The organism is Comamonas granuli NBRC 101663, assembly GCF_000739995.1.
In the GTDB taxonomy this organism is placed as follows: Bacteria; Pseudomonadota; Gammaproteobacteria; order Burkholderiales; family Burkholderiaceae_C; genus Simplicispira; species Simplicispira granuli.
Genome location: NZ_BBJX01000010.1, coordinates 12437 through 28530, shown reverse-complemented (window position 1 = coordinate 28530; position 16094 = coordinate 12437). Strand labels below are relative to the sequence as shown.

Below are 16094 nucleotides of genomic sequence, written 5' to 3'. Positions count from 1 at the left end.
ATCAGCCCTCCCACTCGATGTCAGCGATGCGGTCGGCACCGCGCGCGGCGCGCTTGCGCACTTCGGTGTGGAGGTCTTCCAGCGCGTTGCGACGGCGGTTCAAGGCCGACGCCTCCACGCTGGCGGTCTGGATGGCGAAGGCCAGTTCGTCCACCGTGGCCGCGTCGAGCGCGACGACGACCACGGTGCCCTCGGCGTTGCGGTAGTGGATGTCCGCAGGCAGGGATTCGCCGAAGATGGACGGGAGCTGCTTACGCAGCAAAGCGATGAGGCTGGTGCTCATGAACAGTGCTCCGAATCGAGGGAAAGGGTGAAAGACGGCTTGCCCGGCTCGACCGTGCGAGCGGTGGCGAACTCCTGCTGGAGCGACGGCGGCCAGTTGGTGAAGCGCGATTCGGAAACCGCCAGCTTCACGTCGAGGAAGTGCTCGACCTTCTCGCCGGAGGCCACGATGTGGGCGGCGATATCGCCGAGCTTCTTCTGATCCCAACTGACCTTCTTGGGCAGCTCGAACTTGATGTGCAGCGCGCCGTCGTCGATGTGCGCGGTGCCGAAGTCGCGGCCGGAATCGCGCAGCGCCGTGCGGGCCTGTTCGCCATAGGCGGCGTCGAGTGCCGCATCGAACTTGGTACGTGCCTTTTTGAGCCAGTCGAGGGCTTCGTCGAGGTTCTTGTCGATCTCGGCCTTCTGCGCGGCGGGCAGCGCGGCCAACTGGCTGACGGACATCGCGGCGATGTCGGCGGGAAAGAGGGTGATGTCGCTCATGGCATCGCTCCTCAGACCGCCGCGCGTTCGGACGTCGAGTCGTGCAGCGCGTCGCGCTCGAACTCGATGACCGCATCCACGGGGTAGCCGACGCGCTTGGACAGCTTCAGGTAGCGCGGGCCGCGACCTTCGCTGCGCCAGCGTTGCAGGGTCTTGGGGCTGACGCCCCACCGCTGGGCCAGTTCGTTCTCGTTGAGTACCCGGCGGTCGCCGGGCGATAGGCTGTTGATCCCCTGAGCGTTCGCCGATGAGGGCGACCGGGGAAAAGGGCTTGCTGATGTCTGCATGGAACGCTCCTGTTGCGTTGTTGAGGAACAGGTGTCATTCCAAAATTCGGGTGGCGAACCTTGAAGGGACGCAATGGCGAACCATGCGGAAACTTCGGGTTCGCCAATCCGCCCGCGCCAACGAAAACGGCGAGCACATGGCTCGCCGTCGTCAGCGGAAATCGGGGACGGGGTTCAGGCGTCGGCAAAGCCCAGCAGCCGACGCTGTTCGACCCAGTCGCGGGGCAACGGGTCTTGGCGGCCGCGCAGCGTGTGCAGGTTCAGATGCCGGGGTTGGCGGCCCTCGAAGATCGCCTCGACGATGTCCGGGGCCAGCATGGTCATGCGCAGCACCTCGGCCGCCCAGCCTGTCTCCACTTTCAGCGCGCGCGCCAGATCTGCGGTCGTCGGATAGACGCCTTCGTCGATCAGCCGCTTCCAGTAGAAGGCCTTGCCCAGCGTCTTGATCATCGGCGCGTCGAAGCCGCCCACCGCACCAGTGGCGTCGGGCGCGGGCGGGATCAGCAGTTTGCGGTTCTGGCGGTGCGTGATCGTCAACGGCACCAGCGTGACCCGCTGATCGCCGCTGACGTAGCTGCGGGCATCGGTACCGACCTCGATGTGGACGGTGCGCTTGCGCGGGTTCGCCGTGGTGTTCATGCCAGCGCCTCTTCGGTCTGCGCGCGGGCTTCCTCGACAAGCGGGTGCGCGCCGATGTCGGCACCGAAGCCGATCCAGCCGTCCTCGCGCCAGACGATGTCCAGCCCATGCCCGTGCAACCGCACCCGTTCGATCAGCAGCCGCGTGATGCGTTGCTGCTCGGCGGGGAACAACTGCGCCCACACGTCGCCGATGCGCTGCATGGCCACGACCACCTGCGCTTCGTCGAGCTTGCTACCTGCAGGATGCTGCTGGCAGGATCGCCACACCGCGATCAGCATCTGCGGCGCGGAGAGCGCCGCGTGGATTTGTGCCAGCACCGCGTTCTCGATTTCGGCGGCGGGCAGATGGCCGACGTCCGGCCGATCCGGAGTATGGGGCGATAGGCTCGCGCCCGCGTTGCGTCGCTTGTGCAGGTAGGGAACGTAGTAGCGGTACTGCCGCCCGTTCTTCTTCTTGACGAAGGAGTGCAGCATGCGCTGGCCATCGGGCGCGAACAGCAGGCCCGCCAGCAGCGCCGGATGCTTGGCGGCGTGTTCGCGCGGCGCCTGCTTGCGCCGTTCGATGAAGGCGTGCGCCGCATCCCACAGCGCCGGGGTGGCGATGGCTTCGTGTTGGCCCTCGTACCACTGGCCGTTGTTGGAGATTTCACCGAGGTAGATGCGGTTGCGCAGCATCGTGAACAGGTACTGCTGGTCGATGGTGCGCCCCGGTCGCTGCCGTCCGGTTTGCGTCACCCACGCCTTGGTGGTGTGGCCTTCGATGTCCAGTTCGCGCACCAGTCGCGCCGCCGAGCCATGCTCGCCGTAGCGCCGGAAGATGTCGCGCACCAGCGCCGCCTCGCGTTCGTTGACGATGAGCTTGCGCTCGACGACGTCGTAGCCCAAGGGCGGAACGCCGCCCATCCACATGCCCTTGGCCTTGCTCGCCGCGATCTTGTCGCGGATGCGCTCGCCCGTAACCTCGCGCTCGAACTGCGCGAAGGACAGCAGGATGTTCAGTGTCAGCCGCCCCATCGAGGTCGTGGTGTTGAACTGCTGCGTGACCGAGACGAAGGACACGCCGTTGCGGTCGAACACCTCGACCAGCTTGGCGAAGTCCGGCAGGCTGCGCGTCAGGCGATCGATCTTGTAGACGACCACGGTGTCGATCTTCCCGGCCTCGATGTCGGCCATCAGGCGGCGCAGCGCCGGGCGCTCCATGTTGCCGCCGGAGTAGCCACCGTCATCGTAGCCGTCGCCGACGGCGATCCAACCCTCGTGCCGCTGGCTGGCGATGAAGGCGAGGCCCGCGTCGCGCTGGGCTTCGAGGCTGTTGTATTCCTGATCCAGCCCTTCGTCGGTGGATTTGCGGGTGTAGACGGCGCAACGCTTCTTCGGCGTGACCGTCGGCAGGGAATGAGCGCGCGGGGAACTCATGCCGTCACCTTCTTGGCGGCGGGCGTCTTCAGGCCGAAGAACACTGGGCCCGACCAGTGGCTGCCGGTGATGTGGCCCGCAATCGCGGACAGGCTCTTGAAGCGTTGCCCCTGATACTCGAAGTCGCCCGTGCCGCGCACCAGCACGCGATGCTCGACGTCGTCGTAGATGCGCGTGAGGATGGTGCCGGGCAACAGGCGTTGAGCGTCGCTTCGCAGCGACTTGGGCAGGATACCGGTTTCACCGACCTCTTCGAGCTTTTTGCGCAGAGAGGGTTTCAGACCGCCGAAGGCGCGTTCCTGAATCCTGTAGGCCAGTCGGCTCTCCAGCCAGCCGCGATGGTGGTGGCCGGGCCGTTCATCGAAATGCTCGTCCCACAGTGCCCAGAGATCGCCCATCGACAGATGGGGGATTCCGGCGACCTGGGCGGCGACCGTGGTGGCGGGTGGTGGTGCGTGTGCCGTCATGGGCGAACTCCGTAGTGGTGATCGGGGTTCGCATTCACGCGCTGTTGGCCGGAGAAGCCAAGGCGAACGCGCTCGCTGTTTTCGGTGATGTGGCTGGCCTGGCGCGCGCGCAGGCGCAGCAGTGCTGCGGCCAGCAGGTCGGCAACTTCCTGCTGCGGGTGCCGAGGCCGGTCAGACGGCGGGGAAATAGAGAAGGGTTCGCGTTCGGACATGGCAGGCGTTTCGATGGAAAACGCTGCTCATGCTATGAACCGAAGGCACTTCGCGTAACGCGATTTGGCGGGAATACGCGGGGCTGGCTATGTCTGCTTGGCTCGATACCAAGCCGCACGCTGGCCGCCCACATCACGATATCGAAGCTCGAACAGGCGAGATTCGTGCACGACCTGCCGCCAACTGCTGCAGCCGTATTTGGCTGGCAGGTGTTCAGGGAGCCGCTCTACGATCCAGCGTCCCGCCGAGGCAACCGGCGTCCAGCCCTCGACGGCCAATTCGGCGGCGGCCTCCCGCAACGCGCGCACGATCCCTGCAGCAGGCCAATCCACCGAACCATCCGGTGCGATGCCGTGGATGACCAGATCATGAAAGGTATCGGACTGGGCGAATTCTGCAGCCAACCGTCGAGCTTGATCCATGTGTTCGGCCCAGCCCCGCAGTTGCTCGAAGTGCTGATCGATGCGGACATAGGCGGCCGTCAGGGTGTCATGCGCGCCACGGCATCCGTCCAGGCTCCAAAGGTCGTGCTGGTCGATGAAATGATGTACCAGGTTGTTCCGTAGTAGCACCAGTTCCTTCAACTCGTTCTGCGTCCTGTCGTAATCCTCAACCGACATGCGCAGATTCATCTTTACCTTGAACGAGATGATGTCGTCGCGTGCATCGGACTCGGAAGCGGCTTCCACCTCGGCGGTGGTGACATACGAACCGAGGAGTGTGCCGACCAAGGTGCCCAGCGTCTTGCTGGCGGCATCCGCGATGCGCTGCTCCTGATCCGACGCCAGCGGTGATCCAGCAGCCGAGATTTCGTGGTGGGCCACGATGGCCTTCATCAACTTTTCGTACTGCTGCAGACGCAGCAAGCAGCGGCCCAGCAATCGCTGAACCTCACGTTGCTGCATCGTCAGCGCATCATCGGCGGGCAATGTCGTCATGGATGAATCGGCAGCGATTGCCGATCAGACGTCGATGGGCGACGTCTTCCAGACATCCTGCGCCAAAGTGATCAGCAGTCCGTGGCGCTTCTCGATGGATGCAGCATTCCACGCAGGAAATGCAGCCAGCTTGGCGTTGATCCGGGAAATGGATGTGTTCTGTCCGACGTCGGTCAGCGCCTCCAGACTGCGGGTCAGGTAGTTGCCGCTCTTGCCATACTCGACCTGCTTGGCCGTGTAGAAGTCGTTGCCCGCGACGATGTTGATCGGCTTTTCCAGCAAGGTCAGATTGCCGAGGCGATTCTTGTAGTCGTCGTAGACGGCATTCGGGTTCTCTGCCGCCCACGTGGCGCGCAGTTCCGCCTTCGGGTTGTCGGGCAGGATGTGCTCGATTTCCAGTTTGGTGAAGGGCTCCAGACTGCCCGGGGTCTTCAGGCCGCTGAACGCCATCTCGACGTGCTGCGTCAGCCGCGCCAGCAGGTAGCGCGTGCGGTACTGCTGCATCGAGTACAGGGTGAAACGCTTGAGGGCGTCGGCCAGCTCCTGCGACTTGCCGGCCATGTTCTTCTCGAAGCGGTCGGCAACGAAGGCGTTGAGCTGCACCTTCTGCTTCACAGGATCACCGGCCTCAGCAATCGCGCGCAGTTCGTCGGCCCACTGAGAGAAGCTGCGTTCCAGATCCTTGGTCGGCGTCTTGGTGAAGATGTAATAGAAGAGGAAGCTCTCCAGCTGCGCCACGAAGTGATCGAACAGCGGCCTGGGGAAATTCGCCGCCGCCAGCAACAGGACGTAGTGCAAGCTGAAAGCACCACCGGCCAGCCGTTTGAGGCTGTCCATAGCCAGGCTGGGCTTGCCATCGTTGCCCATTCCATTGGCGAAGGCGAGGTAGTGCTCGACGTTGCGGATGACCTTGCGGACGAACTCGAAGGGCTTGCCTGCGTAATCGCACAGCGCAGCGTTGTCCTTGGCGATGAACCAGTCGTAGATCTCGTCTTCGCGCACCACCGCATCGCCGCGCTCGTTCTTGATGACGTAGTTGGCCATCAGGAAGTAGCGCAGGAAACGCAGCGGCTTTTCCTTCTCCTTCTCCAGCGGCTTGGTGATCTTCTTCCACTCATCTTTGAGCTGGGTGAACTGCGCTTGCTTGACCTGCGTGAACAGCAGGTTCTTGAGCAAGTCCATCGGGTTCAGGCCCACGCCGCGCTCGTTGATGGTCTCGAAAATCTTCAGCGCGCTGCTGACGTCGGTGGAGATCTGAATGAACACCACGTTGTTGGCCAAGTAACCCCAATACTTCTTCAGCTTGGGCGTGTCGTCGTAGTTGTCCTTCAGGTAGCGATACAGCGTGCCGTAGGCGCTGACCAGGTTCTCCAGCGAGCCGAAGCTGGCAATTCCTGCCGCCTGAATGCCTGCGCGCACGGCCATAGGATCGGCGTCGAGATCCACCAGCTTGGCCATCACTTCGCCCGCACTTTCGTAACGCGGCTCCAGTTTCAGGTTGGTGCGCACCTCGCCGTCGCTGTCAACATAGCTGGTCGAGATCAGCCCGGAAATCATTTGCCGCTGCGGCTCGCCCTGGAACAGATGCTTCAGCGCGCACAGCAGCAGGAAGAAGGTGGTCAGACGCTGCTGGCCGTCGATCACCTCGTAATGGTTCTTCTGCTCGGTGGGCGACACCAGCACGGTGCCGATGAAGTATTCCCGCGTCGTGCCCGCATCAATCTGCTCGCCGATGTCCTCCAGCAGCTGATGCACTTCCTTGTCGGTCCAGACGTACTCGCGCTGGTAGTCCGGGACGATGTAGAAGCACTCCCGGAAGGCTTCCTCGATGCTGTATTTGTGGTTTTCTATGCGGGCCATGTTCTTTTTCCTGGGTCGTTCAAATCTATCGCCGATCCGGCAACTGCCCGTTCGTCACGAACTGATCGAAGCTGTCGAAGCTCTCCTCGTCCTGCCACGACTGATCCCACGCACGCGGCTCGGCGCTTTCGAGCAGGAGCAGCGTGAGGACGCGATCACGCGCGCCGAAGGTGTGCTTGAACTCGCGTAGCTTCATGTGCTGCGCTTCTTCCGGGCACCAGATCGCAGCGGACATCTCCGTGCCGTCCCATTCCTGCGTGATGCTGGCATCGGCGGCCAGAGTGCCCAGCGGCGGTTCCGCCGGATCGCCGTTGCGCCGGATGCGCGCCCGCGTTCTCCTCGCGCTGCCGCTGCGCCACTCGTACTTCATGTAACCGTTGTCCCAATAGACGAGGATCGCGCGCTCCGTCGTGAACTTGATGTAGCGGATGCACAGTGCCTCCAGCGAGACCTGGAAACGCTTGGCGATGTCTCCGAGGACGCGGAAGTCGATGCGCTGGCTGGAAATCCACGCGCGCAGCAGATCGCCTGGCATCAGCAGATTGCTGGCGAATTCATCCGCCTCCCGTTCGATGTCGCGGAGCGTGTCGATGCCGGTGTGGACGCTCTGCTTGTCGCAGTTGAAGCTCTGCTGCCGACTGCGATGCAGGATGAAGTGGCCCAGCTCGTGGGCGATGGTGAAGCGTTGACGTTCGGGACGCGATTTGCCGTTGTAGGCGATACCCCACACCTCGTGGTCATTGGGGTCGCGCGCCAGCATGCCTTCGAAGGCATCGTCGTTGAACTGCACCGGCGGCCTGATCTCACGAACGCCGGTGCCGTAGGGAGTGGTCGGCAGCATCTGCCGGACGACTTCGAGATCGATGGCGTCGGGCATGCCCGTGCTGTACCACGCACGCAACCATTTCTGGACGGTGTTGGCGGCGATGGAACCAGTGAGGGGCTGCGCTGCGCTCACTCGTCAGTCCTCGTCTTTTTCCTTGCGGGAGAACATCATCTTGAGGACGTCTTGATAGTTCTTTTTCTCTTCCTCCGTCATCCCGGCGTACTCGCGGAAGAACGCCACGTCCTCGGGGCTGGCGTCGGGTGCCTGCTCCATGGGTGTGCCCATCACGTCTTCCATCGTCACGCCCAGCACCTTGGCGATGGCCTGAATCCGTTCTGCGGACGGACGCTGCCCGTCCTTCATTTCCAGTTCCCAGATGTAGGCCTTGGTGCAGCCGACCGCGTCGGCGACCTGTTGCAGGGTCAGTTTCTTCGCCTCGCGCAAGCGCCGCAGGCGTACTCCGAATGCCGAAGCCATCAATTTGCTCCCGTCAGGGGTAAATGTCGATCAAGCCCGCAAGTATAGCCACAAGATACCACGGAGTGCCACAAGTGCCCCATTGATTGACAAGCGGAAATGCGAGGGGCAGAATCGCCCTTGTATCTCGCAGCTTTACTTCTACGGGGTGCGAGTTCAGAAGCCCTGTCGCTGGCCCGTGCAGCCCGATCCCCGGTCGCAGACCTCCGACGCCGATCCAGAAAGGACGAACAAGATGAAGAAAACCTTTGTCGACGTGATGCTCGAGCTGCCGGTGGATGCCACGCTGCGCGACTTCCTGACCTCACATGGCCTGCCCGTGCCTGGCGGGTTCGCGTGGGACGATACGCCGGAGACCAGCCAGTTCTTGGTGGAGGCAGTCAAGGTCTGGCCGGACACCGCCGCCCGCGACCAGATGACCGCCAACCTCATGGCCAGCGTCCAGTTGGGCGATCCGGCGGGCAAGCAGGCGATGTTCGAGGCGGTGGTCTCGGATGCTGCCGCGCTGGCGGGCCTGACGCTGTGCCGCAGTGACGTCCACCGCTCGTTCTGGCTCTACGTCACCCACCCGACGCTGTTCGAGCGCGCCTACGATTTCAGCTTTTGGGAGCACCACGGGCCGCAGACCCAGCAATACGATCTGGGCCTGAAGCGCCAGCCGAACGGCTCGGATACGAACTTGGCTGGGCTGCGCAACGCGATCTCGGCCTTCTACAAGCGCGAGATGCAGTGCGGCGACAGCAGCGTGGCGCATCTGGTCGAGCGCAGCCCCGGTGTGTTCCTGCTGACCGTCCACGTCAAGGACATGGCCATGCTGCGGCTGGAGTTCGAGGGACCGACCCTCAAGCGCCGCGTCGGCAATCCCAACATCCACATGGTTCTGGAGTACGCCAAGCCCACCGGCGTGGTGCGCACACTGGTGCGCGGCGGCCAGAAGTACCAGCAGATGCTGGTCGAAGCCTTCGCCGAGCATGTGCTGGGCGTCAAGGCGAGTGCGAGCCGCATCAAGTCGCCGACGCTGGACTTGTCGATGCTGCGCACCGGCTTCGACGTGCCGGAGGCGTTCGAGGACGGGTTCTCGATGGTGCAGTTGAAGGCGCTGACCTTCCTCAGCCCGGACGGCGCATTGAAACTCGAATGCACCGCGATGCAGTCCAGCCAGCAACGCTCCGTGCATGAACTGCTGAAGGAAAAACTGCACGGCCCGCTGGAAGGCAACTGGGCGGTGACGGCGGCGCAGGTCAATCTCTACTACCCGCCGGAGCCGGGCCGCACGCGCCCGAAGGTGGTCACCATCGAAGTGACCAGCAAGGGGCGGCTCAACCTGCACAAGTTCGACGCCAAGATGCAGGCGCAACTGGAAGGCTATCTGGTTGCGGTGGGCATCTTGCAGAAGGGCCAGACCCTGAATGCGCACGAGATGCCGCCGGAAGCGGACGCAGTCAGTTCGACACCGGTGATCGAGGACTGATCCGATGGCGGCGCATGACGCTTGGGCTTTGATCTGCCGCCTGTTTGCGGGCGGCACGCCCGTGCTGCGCGCCACGCTGTCGTCGCGCGAGGCATCGGTGCTGTCCGTTCTCGGCAAGGCGGTCAAGCCGACGGTGGTGGATCAATCCTTCGTGCTCTGCCCGCACTGCCAGCAGCACCGGGCACAGGTGTGGGGCGATGGCCGTGGCGGGCGCATGTGCCGTTGCCCGGACTGCGGGCCAGTGACCATCGAAACGAACGACGGCGCGGCGTTGGCCCTGGACGAGGATTGGCTGCGCCAGAAGATGCGCCTCGCGCTCGGCATCGAAAGCCGCGACGGCATCGATGATCTGGGCGGCGGCGTGTGGCGGCTGGGCGAAGCACGACGGTCGCCCGTCCTGTTGGCCCGCGACCTGTCGCGGGTGCTGCACGAACCCGCGTTGCTGGATCGGGTGCGTGTGGCAGGCGGAGACATCCAGGTGATCACGCCGAGGTCGAGCACGACGCGTGGATCGCCGTTCGGCACGGGCGTCCAGTGGCTGAGGCTGGAAGAACGCTTCACGTTCTACGGCGGCGGAATCACGTTCATCGCCACGTCGCCGTCCGCGACACCAGTGGTCGCCGATTCGGCCACGCCGGTGAACGGGCCGTTCTCGGCGGACTTCAGGTGGGCGACGCTGCCGGACGTGCAGGCCACGCCGATCCAATTCACCGATGGCCAGTCGAAGGTGCTCGGCGCGCTGTGGGCGTTTAAGGGCGAAGCCACGACGGCGGAGCGGATCATGCAGCGCGCAGGCCTGGACAGCGCCAAGCCGAGCGACCTATTCAAGATCAAGACGAAGGACAAGGGCAAGCCGGAGCCTGCTGCACAGCACGCGGCCTACGGCGCGCTCGTGGTCACGCAGCAACGCGCGGGGTTGTATGCGATGCCGTGTGCGGCAGCGGGAAAGGAGGTCGCCATGACGTGATCTCACCACCCGATGCGCCCAGGCTCGCGCCGACTTCAAGAGCCTGACCTTTGCAATTTTTGGAGTGCATGAAATGAGCGGAAAGAACCAATGGGTCGTACCCATCAACGGCGGTGATCAGTGGGGTGTGCGGGGAGAAGGCAACGACCGCCTCACCTCCATCCATGACACGCAGCAGCAGGCGATTGACCGTGCGCGGGACATCGCCATCAACCAGCAGAGCGAGATGTTCATCCAAGGTCGTGACGGCCAGATCCGCGAGCGCAACAGCTACGGTGACGATCCGTTTCCGCCCAAGGGGTGATGCTGGGGTTGGCCTCGCGGGTTTGCTTCTACTTTGCTCGTGCAAACCCGCGAGCCAACTATTCCCATCAGCACACGCACAAGTGGTTGACGAACAACACCGTCTGCGTGTGCCACGGCGAAGAAGTTGGCGCAGGTTTCGAGAGAAGATAAGGCGGAACAGGGGCGAACCGGACGGGTCACGCCGCATCTACCCGGAACGGCTGGCACACGCAGAACGGCGCGGAAGCCCGCGTGGCGTGCGGAAGCCGCAAAAGAAAACGCCCAACCGAGAACGGTTGGGCGCCTATGAGTGGTGGCCTGGGACGGAATCGAACCGCCGACACAAGGATTTTCAATCCTCTGCTCTACCGACTGAGCTACCGGGCCAGAGCCTCGCATTATAACCAGAAAAATGGGGGCATTTCTGCAAGTCGAAGAATTAATTGCGCTTTCCGCGCGCCAGGTCCACGCCAAGCTGGCGCAGCTTGCGGTAGAGGTGGGTGCGCTCCAGGCCGGTCTTTTCCGCCACGCGGGTCATGGAGCCGCCCTCACGGGCCAGGTGAAACTCAAAATAGGCCTTCTCGAACCCGTCGCGCGCCTCGCGCAGCGGCCGGTCCAGGTCAAAACCCTGGTGCGCGTGCGGGCCGGGTTCGGCCTCCATGGTGATGGGCAGGCTTTGCACGCCGGGCATCTCGCCATCTGCCGGCGCGGCCAGCACCGTGGCCGCCATCGCCGGACGGGTGCTGTGGCGGGCCAGCCCCTGCTCCACCGCCTTGAGGAGCTTTTGCATGGTGATGGGCTTTTCCAGGAAGGCAAACGCGCCGATGCGCGTGGCATCCACGGCGGTGTCGATGGTGGCGTGGCCGCTCATCATGATGACGGGCATGGTCAGCAGGCCGCCCGCCGCCCATTCCTTGAGCAGGGTGACGCCATCCGTGTCCGGCATCCAGATGTCCAGCAGCACCAGGTCGTACAGGTTTGCGGCGCGCGCGGCACGGGCCTGCATTGCGTTTTCCGCGAGGTCCACGCTGTGGCCCTCGTCGTTCAGGATCTCCGACAACAGGTCTCGGATACCGAGTTCATCGTCGACCACAAGTATGTTTGCCATGAAGGGATGCCTTGCCTCTGCCGTGCGGGTTGTTGTCAGGACGCAACTGTCTGCTCCGGGGCGAATGATAGCGACACTTGGGCGCCCCGCACTACCCCTTCCTCCTGCCGATTGAGTAACTCTATGCGTGCGCCATGCTCGTCGGCGATCTTCTTGACCACGGCCAGGCCCAGGCCGGTGCCACGCGCCTTGGTGGTCACATAGGGCTCGAACGCCCTTCTCAGGATGTGCGCGGGAAAACCGCTGCCGTGGTCGCTCACCTGCAGGCGTACGCGGCCGGTGGTCTCGCTCCACTGGGTGCTGATGCAGACCGGGAGAAACGCCTCTCCGGCGGGCTGCTGCGCCGCCTGCTCCGTCGCGTCCTGCGCGTTCTGCACGAGGTTGTGCACGATCTGGCGCAGTTGCTGGGCATCGCCCAGGATGCGCGGGCAGCGCGGATCGAGGCGGGCCTGCACGGCCACGGTGGCGCGGTCTGACTCGTAGAGGTGCAGGATGTCGGTGATCAGCGCATTGAGGTCCACGGGCTTGAGTTCGGCCGCGGGCAGGCGCGCGTAGTCGCGGAATTCGTTGACCAGGCGCTTCATGGCATCGACCTGCTCGACGATGGTCTTGACCGATTTGGACAGCACAGCCTGCTCCGGCGCGGGCAGCTTGCCCTGCAGCTTCATCTCCAGGCGCTCGGCCGAGAGCTGGATGGGGGTGAGCGGGTTCTTGATCTCGTGCGCCAGGCGCCGCGCCACCTCGCCCCAGGCCTGGGCGCGCTGGGCGGAGACGATTTCGGTGATGTCGTCGAACACCAGCAGCCGCGCCCCATCGGGCAGCGCGGCGCCGCGCGCGACGATGCTGACGGTGTCCTGGGCCACGCCCCCGGCGGCCTGGGCCGCGCCCACGGGATGCAGTTCGAAGGCCTGCTGCCAGTGCTCCGAGCCGGCGGGCTCGCCATGGCCCAGGAAGGCGTCGAACTGCTTTTGCACCCCTTCGGCCAGCGCCTGCAGCCCGGGCACCGCGGCTAGGGGCTGCCCCTCGAACGTGGCCATGGGGGCGCGCAGAATGCGCGCCGCGCCCGGATTGGTCGAGCGGATGGTGCCGGCGGCATCGAGCACGATGACGCCGGCGGTGAGGTTGTCCAGAATCGTCTGCAGCCGGGCGCGCGCCGTGTCCACGGCGGCCATGCTGCGCTCGACCGCGCCGCGCGCGTCGGCAAGCTGCTGCGTCATGGAGGCGAAGGCGCGCGTGAGCCCGCCCAGCTCATCCTTGCCCTGCACGCTGGCCTTGGGGCTGAGGTTGCCTTCGGCGACTTCCCGCACGCCCTCGGCCAGAACCAGCAGGGGACGCGCCAGCTGGTTGCCCAGCAGCACCGCCAGCAGCACGGCGCCGAATACGGCGAGGAACAGGCTCAGGGTGAGGGTGCCGATGTACATGCGGCGCAGGCCGCCGCGCGCCAGGGCGCGCTCCTGGTATTCGCGGTTGGCTTCCTGCACGGCGACGGCGTTGGCCACCAGCACCTCGGGCAGGGGCACCATGGCCTGCAGGAAGCGCGACTCGGCCACCAGCCCCATGCCCGTGCTCGGCACCCAGGCCAGGGCGGTGATGCGCACCTTGCGCAAGGCCTCGGGGGAGGCGCTCTCGGGCAATTCCTCCAGGCCCTCGATCTGCCCGATGGCGCGCTGCTGGCGCACCAGGCGCAGCAGGGCGGCGGGCGGGCGCTCCTGGTCCAGGCGGTAGCGCGATTGCCCGGCGCTGGCCACGAGCTGGCCCGTGGCGCTCCAGAGCAGCACGTCGCTGGCGCCGAGCTGGTCGCGGATGCGTTCGAGCACCAGCCCCGCCGCGGCATCCGAGGTCTGGCCCAGCGGGGCGCCGAGGCTGCGCAGGCGCGTGGCCGTCTCGCTGGCCTGCATTTCGAGCGTGGCGCCCGCCAGGCTGACCCCCGCGGAGAGCGCGCCCTCGACCTTCACGTCGAACCAGCTCTCGATGGAGCGCGCCACGAACTGGTAGGACACGAAGTAAATGAGCAGGCCCGGCGCCAGCCCCACCAGCGCGAAGATGGCCGCCAGCTTGACCAGCAGGCGGCTGCCGAAGCGCCCGCGCTTGAGCCGCAGGTACAGGCGCAGCGCCATCCAGAGCAGCACGGCCAGCAGCAGGAACGCGACCACCACGTTGACGCCGAAGAGCCAGGCGTAGTTGCGCTCGTACAACCCGCGGTTGTTGGTCGTGAGGGTGAGCAGGAAGAACAGCACCAGCGCGATGGCCGTCATGATGGCCGCGCCCACGCCCAGGGCCCAGCGCACGGCCTGCGAGGGGCGGTGCGCGCTTTGCGTGCTGCTCATGGCGCGGGCTCCGCGGGCCAGCGCAGGCTGCGCGCGAAGGACAGGCTCCAGCCCGAGCGTCCGAGCGCACCGATCTGCAGCGGCCGGGGCAACTGCGACATGTCGAGGCGAAAGCGCAGTTGCAGGTTGTACTGCGCGCGCGGCTCGATCGCCGACGGCGGCGCGATCTTCCAGCGTGCGATGCGCTGCATGGCGGCGAGCACGTCGGACAACTCGTCAAAGTTCTGCCCCAGCGACACCCCCAGCCCGCTGGGGTCGAAGGGCTCGGAGGCGACGTTGAGCCGCCAACGGCGCGTCAGCGGCTGGTAGCTCAGGCGCAGGTAGCGCTGCGCCGTGGCCACCGGCTGGTCGTACCAGTACCAGCGGCTGCGGGTGAGCTCGGCTTCGGTGACGAAGTACATGGGGATGCCCTTGCGCAGGGCATCCTCGGCCAGCGCGGGCACCTCGAACTCCAGCAGGGCGTGCAGGTACAGGCCGTCGTCCGCAGCCTCGAGCCGCAGGTCCTTCACCGCCCCGGTGGCGGCGGCGTGCGCGCCGGCGCCCAGCACCAGCAGGCAGCCCAGCAGCCAGCCGGACAGGCAGCGCAGGGCCCGGCGCAGCCGCCCCCCGGCCACGGCCCCGTCAGGCACGGCGCTTTTCGAGCAGTGCGTAGAAAAAGCCATCGTGTTCACCCGACCCATTGTCCGGGAGACCCTGGTCCTTGGGGGCCAGGCCGGGCAACAAATGCCCGGGGGATGGCAGGAGGCGCGCATCAGTGTTGTGCGCAAGAAACGCTTTGATCTGCTCGCTGCCCTCGGCGCGGAACACCGAGCAGGTGCAGTACAGCAGCCTGCCGCCCGGGCGCACCAGCGGCCAGAGCGCGCGCAGCAGCCGCGCCTGGGTGGCGGCGAGCTGCTCCACGTCGCTGGCGCGCCGCAGCCAGGCGACGTCGGGGTGGCGGCGCACGATGCCCGAGGCCGTGCACGGCGCATCGAGCAGGATGGCGTCGAAGGGCTCGCCGCCGCAGCGCGACTCCCACCAGTCCGCGGGGCGGGCGGCATCGGCCACCAGCACCTGCGCCTGCAGGCCCAGGCGCTGCAGCGTCTCGTGGATGCGCTCGCAGCGCTGCGCATCCACATCCAGCGCCGTGAGCTGCAGGGGGGCCTGCGGGCCGGCGCATTCGAGCAGGTGCGCGGTCTTGCCGCCGGGGGCGGCACAGGCGTCGAGGATGCGCAGCGGCTGGCGCAGGTCCAGCCCCTGCAGCAGCAGGGGCGCGGCGCGCTGCGCGCCCGCGTCCTGCACCGAGACCCAGCCCTGGGCAAAGCCCGGCAGCTCCTGCACCGGCACAGCGCGGCGCAGCACCAGGCCGCAGTCACCGATGCGATCCGCTTCCAAATTGATAGCTGCCAGCGCTTTCTGGTATTGCGCTGGAGTGCATTTTTGTTGATTAACCCGCAGGACCAGCGGCGCCTGCTTGCGGCTGGCCTGCAGGATCTGCTCCCACTCGTGCGGATGGTCCTGGCGCAGCCGGTGCACCCACCAGTCCGGGTGGTTCCAGCGCGCCTGGCCCTGCTGCAGGGCGGTGGCGCACAGGCCGGCGTGCTCGCGCAGGAAACGGCGCAGGCAGGCGTTGATGAAGCCGGCCTGCGCGCGCGTGGCCTGCTGGGCCTTGGCGGCCTCCACCGCCTGGTTGACCAGGGTGTGCGGCTCGTAGGACGCGCCGGCGGGCGCCGCCAGCAAGGCCAGCGCCGTGCACAGCAGGGCATCGGCCGCCGGCGCAGGCGCGCGCGGCGCCAATTGCTGGCGCAGCGCCTGGGCCAGGCCCAGGTGGCGCAGCACCTCGAACAGCAGCGCCTGCACCGCGGGGCGCTCGGCCGGCGCCACGGCCTGCAGGGCCGCCGTGGCGGAGCGCCCAGCGCGCACGGCCTGCAGCGCGGCGGCCACGGACCGCAGGCGCTGCGACAGGGCGGGCGCCTTGCGGGCGGCGGGGGGCAGATCGGAAGCGGCCGGGGCCGGCGGGCGCGGGGCAGTGGGCGTCATGCAGTGGGGCCAGTGAAAACGCTCCCG

The 16094-nt window shown here is 66.0% G+C and carries 18 protein-coding genes and 1 tRNA gene; 3 read left to right on the top strand and 16 right to left on the bottom strand.

The window, feature by feature from the left end:
* Position 1: 1 nt before the first annotated feature.
* The 11 genes from CGR01S_RS11475 to CGR01S_RS11430 all read right to left on the bottom strand — a co-directional run bounded on the left by CGR01S_RS11475 (position 2) and on the right by CGR01S_RS11430 (position 7890).
* Complete coding sequence (locus tag CGR01S_RS11475; protein ID WP_042426974.1) at positions 2 to 283, bottom strand: hypothetical protein; 282 nt, start codon at positions 281 to 283, stop codon at positions 2 to 4.
* Positions 280 to 765 carry a hypothetical protein gene (locus CGR01S_RS11470; RefSeq protein ID WP_042426972.1) on the bottom strand — a complete coding sequence of 162 codons (486 nt, stop codon included), beginning with the start codon at positions 763 to 765 and terminating at the stop codon, positions 280 to 282. Before CGR01S_RS11470 ends, CGR01S_RS11475 begins: the two co-directional genes overlap by 4 nt.
* Before the next feature lie 11 nt (positions 766 to 776).
* Positions 777 to 1052, bottom strand: a complete 276-nt coding sequence (locus CGR01S_RS11465) for a helix-turn-helix transcriptional regulator (RefSeq protein ID WP_042426970.1) — start codon at positions 1050 to 1052, stop codon at positions 777 to 779.
* Between the two features lie 174 nt (positions 1053 to 1226).
* Positions 1227 to 1691, bottom strand: coding sequence for a hypothetical protein (locus CGR01S_RS11460; protein ID WP_042426967.1), 465 nt, complete (start codon positions 1689 to 1691; stop codon positions 1227 to 1229).
* The gene (locus CGR01S_RS11455; RefSeq protein WP_042426964.1) at positions 1688 to 3109 is read right to left on the bottom strand and encodes a recombinase family protein; all 1422 of its coding nucleotides are present in this window, start codon (positions 3107 to 3109) and stop codon (positions 1688 to 1690) included. The genes CGR01S_RS11460 and CGR01S_RS11455 overlap by 4 nt, the downstream gene beginning before the upstream one ends.
* Complete coding sequence (locus CGR01S_RS11450; RefSeq protein ID WP_042426960.1) at positions 3106 to 3576, bottom strand: DUF2924 domain-containing protein; 471 nt, start codon at positions 3574 to 3576, stop codon at positions 3106 to 3108. The genes CGR01S_RS11455 and CGR01S_RS11450 overlap by 4 nt, the downstream gene beginning before the upstream one ends.
* Entirely contained in the window at positions 3573 to 3788 is a 216-nt protein-coding gene (locus CGR01S_RS16475) for a hypothetical protein (RefSeq protein WP_084690655.1), read from the bottom strand. The genes CGR01S_RS11450 and CGR01S_RS16475 overlap by 4 nt, the downstream gene beginning before the upstream one ends.
* An 87-nt stretch (positions 3789 to 3875) precedes the next feature.
* Positions 3876 to 4727: an OST-HTH/LOTUS domain-containing protein gene (locus tag CGR01S_RS11445; RefSeq protein ID WP_156967561.1), complete on the bottom strand. Its 852-nt coding sequence runs from the start codon at positions 4725 to 4727 to the stop codon at positions 3876 to 3878.
* A 24-nt stretch (positions 4728 to 4751) separates the two neighbouring features.
* A complete protein-coding gene (locus CGR01S_RS11440; protein ID WP_042426957.1) occupies positions 4752 to 6587 on the bottom strand; it encodes a DUF262 domain-containing protein in 1836 nt (611 codons plus the stop codon).
* 25 nt (positions 6588 to 6612) lie between these two features.
* Positions 6613 to 7545 carry an ImmA/IrrE family metallo-endopeptidase gene (locus CGR01S_RS11435; RefSeq protein WP_245616796.1) on the bottom strand — a complete coding sequence of 311 codons (933 nt, stop codon included), beginning with the start codon at positions 7543 to 7545 and terminating at the stop codon, positions 6613 to 6615.
* A gap of 3 nt (positions 7546 to 7548) precedes the next feature.
* Complete coding sequence (locus CGR01S_RS11430; RefSeq protein WP_042426954.1) at positions 7549 to 7890, bottom strand: helix-turn-helix domain-containing protein; 342 nt, start codon at positions 7888 to 7890, stop codon at positions 7549 to 7551.
* 235 nt (positions 7891 to 8125) lie between these two features.
* Between CGR01S_RS11430 and CGR01S_RS11425 the strand changes: the two genes are divergently transcribed.
* The 3 genes from CGR01S_RS11425 to CGR01S_RS11415 all read left to right on the top strand — a co-directional run bounded on the left by CGR01S_RS11425 (position 8126) and on the right by CGR01S_RS11415 (position 10632).
* Complete coding sequence (locus tag CGR01S_RS11425) at positions 8126 to 9361, top strand: hypothetical protein (protein ID WP_042426950.1); 1236 nt, start codon at positions 8126 to 8128, stop codon at positions 9359 to 9361.
* 4 nt (positions 9362 to 9365) lie between these two features.
* Complete coding sequence (locus CGR01S_RS16470; RefSeq protein ID WP_084690654.1) at positions 9366 to 10328, top strand: hypothetical protein; 963 nt, start codon at positions 9366 to 9368, stop codon at positions 10326 to 10328.
* A 73-nt stretch (positions 10329 to 10401) separates the two neighbouring features.
* Positions 10402 to 10632, top strand: coding sequence for a DUF2188 domain-containing protein (locus tag CGR01S_RS11415; protein WP_042426947.1), 231 nt, complete (start codon positions 10402 to 10404; stop codon positions 10630 to 10632).
* 292 nt (positions 10633 to 10924) lie between these two features.
* Here CGR01S_RS11415 and CGR01S_RS11410 read toward each other — a convergent pair.
* From CGR01S_RS11410 to rsmB, 5 genes are all read right to left on the bottom strand, one after another.
* Positions 10925 to 11000, bottom strand: a tRNA-Phe gene (locus CGR01S_RS11410).
* Between the two features lie 52 nt (positions 11001 to 11052).
* Positions 11053 to 11721 (bottom strand): response regulator, encoded by a 669-nt coding sequence (locus CGR01S_RS11405; protein ID WP_042426944.1) that lies wholly within the window; start codon positions 11719 to 11721, stop codon positions 11053 to 11055.
* A 35-nt stretch (positions 11722 to 11756) separates the two neighbouring features.
* Positions 11757 to 14048 (bottom strand): sensor histidine kinase, encoded by a 2292-nt coding sequence (locus CGR01S_RS11400; RefSeq protein ID WP_042426941.1) that lies wholly within the window; start codon positions 14046 to 14048, stop codon positions 11757 to 11759.
* Positions 14045 to 14677 (bottom strand): DUF4390 domain-containing protein, encoded by a 633-nt coding sequence (locus tag CGR01S_RS11395; RefSeq protein WP_439644743.1) that lies wholly within the window; start codon positions 14675 to 14677, stop codon positions 14045 to 14047. The genes CGR01S_RS11400 and CGR01S_RS11395 overlap by 4 nt, the downstream gene beginning before the upstream one ends.
* The gene (gene rsmB, locus CGR01S_RS11390; RefSeq protein ID WP_084690652.1) at positions 14670 to 16067 is read right to left on the bottom strand and encodes a 16S rRNA (cytosine(967)-C(5))-methyltransferase RsmB; all 1398 of its coding nucleotides are present in this window, start codon (positions 16065 to 16067) and stop codon (positions 14670 to 14672) included. The genes CGR01S_RS11395 and rsmB overlap by 8 nt, the downstream gene beginning before the upstream one ends.
* Between the last annotated feature and the right edge of the window lie 27 nt (positions 16068 to 16094).

Excerpts from the sequence above, each read along its gene's own strand:
- CGR01S_RS11475 (WP_042426974.1), bottom strand. The coding sequence starts at position 283 with ATGAGCACCAGCCTCATCGCTTTGCTGCGTAAGCAGCTCCCGTCCATC.
- CGR01S_RS11470 (WP_042426972.1), bottom strand. The coding sequence starts at position 765 with ATGAGCGACATCACCCTCTTTCCCGCCGACATCGCCGCGATGTCCGTC.
- CGR01S_RS11465 (WP_042426970.1), bottom strand. The coding sequence starts at position 1,052 with ATGCAGACATCAGCAAGCCCTTTTCCCCGGTCGCCCTCATCGGCGAAC.
- CGR01S_RS11460 (WP_042426967.1), bottom strand. The coding sequence starts at position 1,691 with ATGAACACCACGGCGAACCCGCGCAAGCGCACCGTCCACATCGAGGTC.
- CGR01S_RS11455 (WP_042426964.1), bottom strand. The coding sequence starts at position 3,109 with ATGAGTTCCCCGCGCGCTCATTCCCTGCCGACGGTCACGCCGAAGAAG.
- CGR01S_RS11450 (WP_042426960.1), bottom strand. The coding sequence starts at position 3,576 with ATGACGGCACACGCACCACCACCCGCCACCACGGTCGCCGCCCAGGTC.
- CGR01S_RS16475 (WP_084690655.1), bottom strand. The coding sequence starts at position 3,788 with ATGTCCGAACGCGAACCCTTCTCTATTTCCCCGCCGTCTGACCGGCCT.
- CGR01S_RS11445 (WP_156967561.1), bottom strand. The coding sequence starts at position 4,727 with ATGACGACATTGCCCGCCGATGATGCGCTGACGATGCAGCAACGTGAG.
- CGR01S_RS11440 (WP_042426957.1), bottom strand. The coding sequence starts at position 6,587 with ATGGCCCGCATAGAAAACCACAAATACAGCATCGAGGAAGCCTTCCGG.
- CGR01S_RS11430 (WP_042426954.1), bottom strand. The coding sequence starts at position 7,890 with ATGGCTTCGGCATTCGGAGTACGCCTGCGGCGCTTGCGCGAGGCGAAG.
- CGR01S_RS11425 (WP_042426950.1), top strand. The coding sequence starts at position 8,126 with ATGAAGAAAACCTTTGTCGACGTGATGCTCGAGCTGCCGGTGGATGCC.
- CGR01S_RS16470 (WP_084690654.1), top strand. The coding sequence starts at position 9,366 with ATGGCGGCGCATGACGCTTGGGCTTTGATCTGCCGCCTGTTTGCGGGC.
- CGR01S_RS11415 (WP_042426947.1), top strand. The coding sequence starts at position 10,402 with ATGAGCGGAAAGAACCAATGGGTCGTACCCATCAACGGCGGTGATCAG.
- CGR01S_RS11405 (WP_042426944.1), bottom strand. The coding sequence starts at position 11,721 with ATGGCAAACATACTTGTGGTCGACGATGAACTCGGTATCCGAGACCTG.
- CGR01S_RS11400 (WP_042426941.1), bottom strand. The coding sequence starts at position 14,048 with ATGAGCAGCACGCAAAGCGCGCACCGCCCCTCGCAGGCCGTGCGCTGG.
- rsmB (WP_084690652.1), bottom strand. The coding sequence starts at position 16,067 with ATGACGCCCACTGCCCCGCGCCCGCCGGCCCCGGCCGCTTCCGATCTG.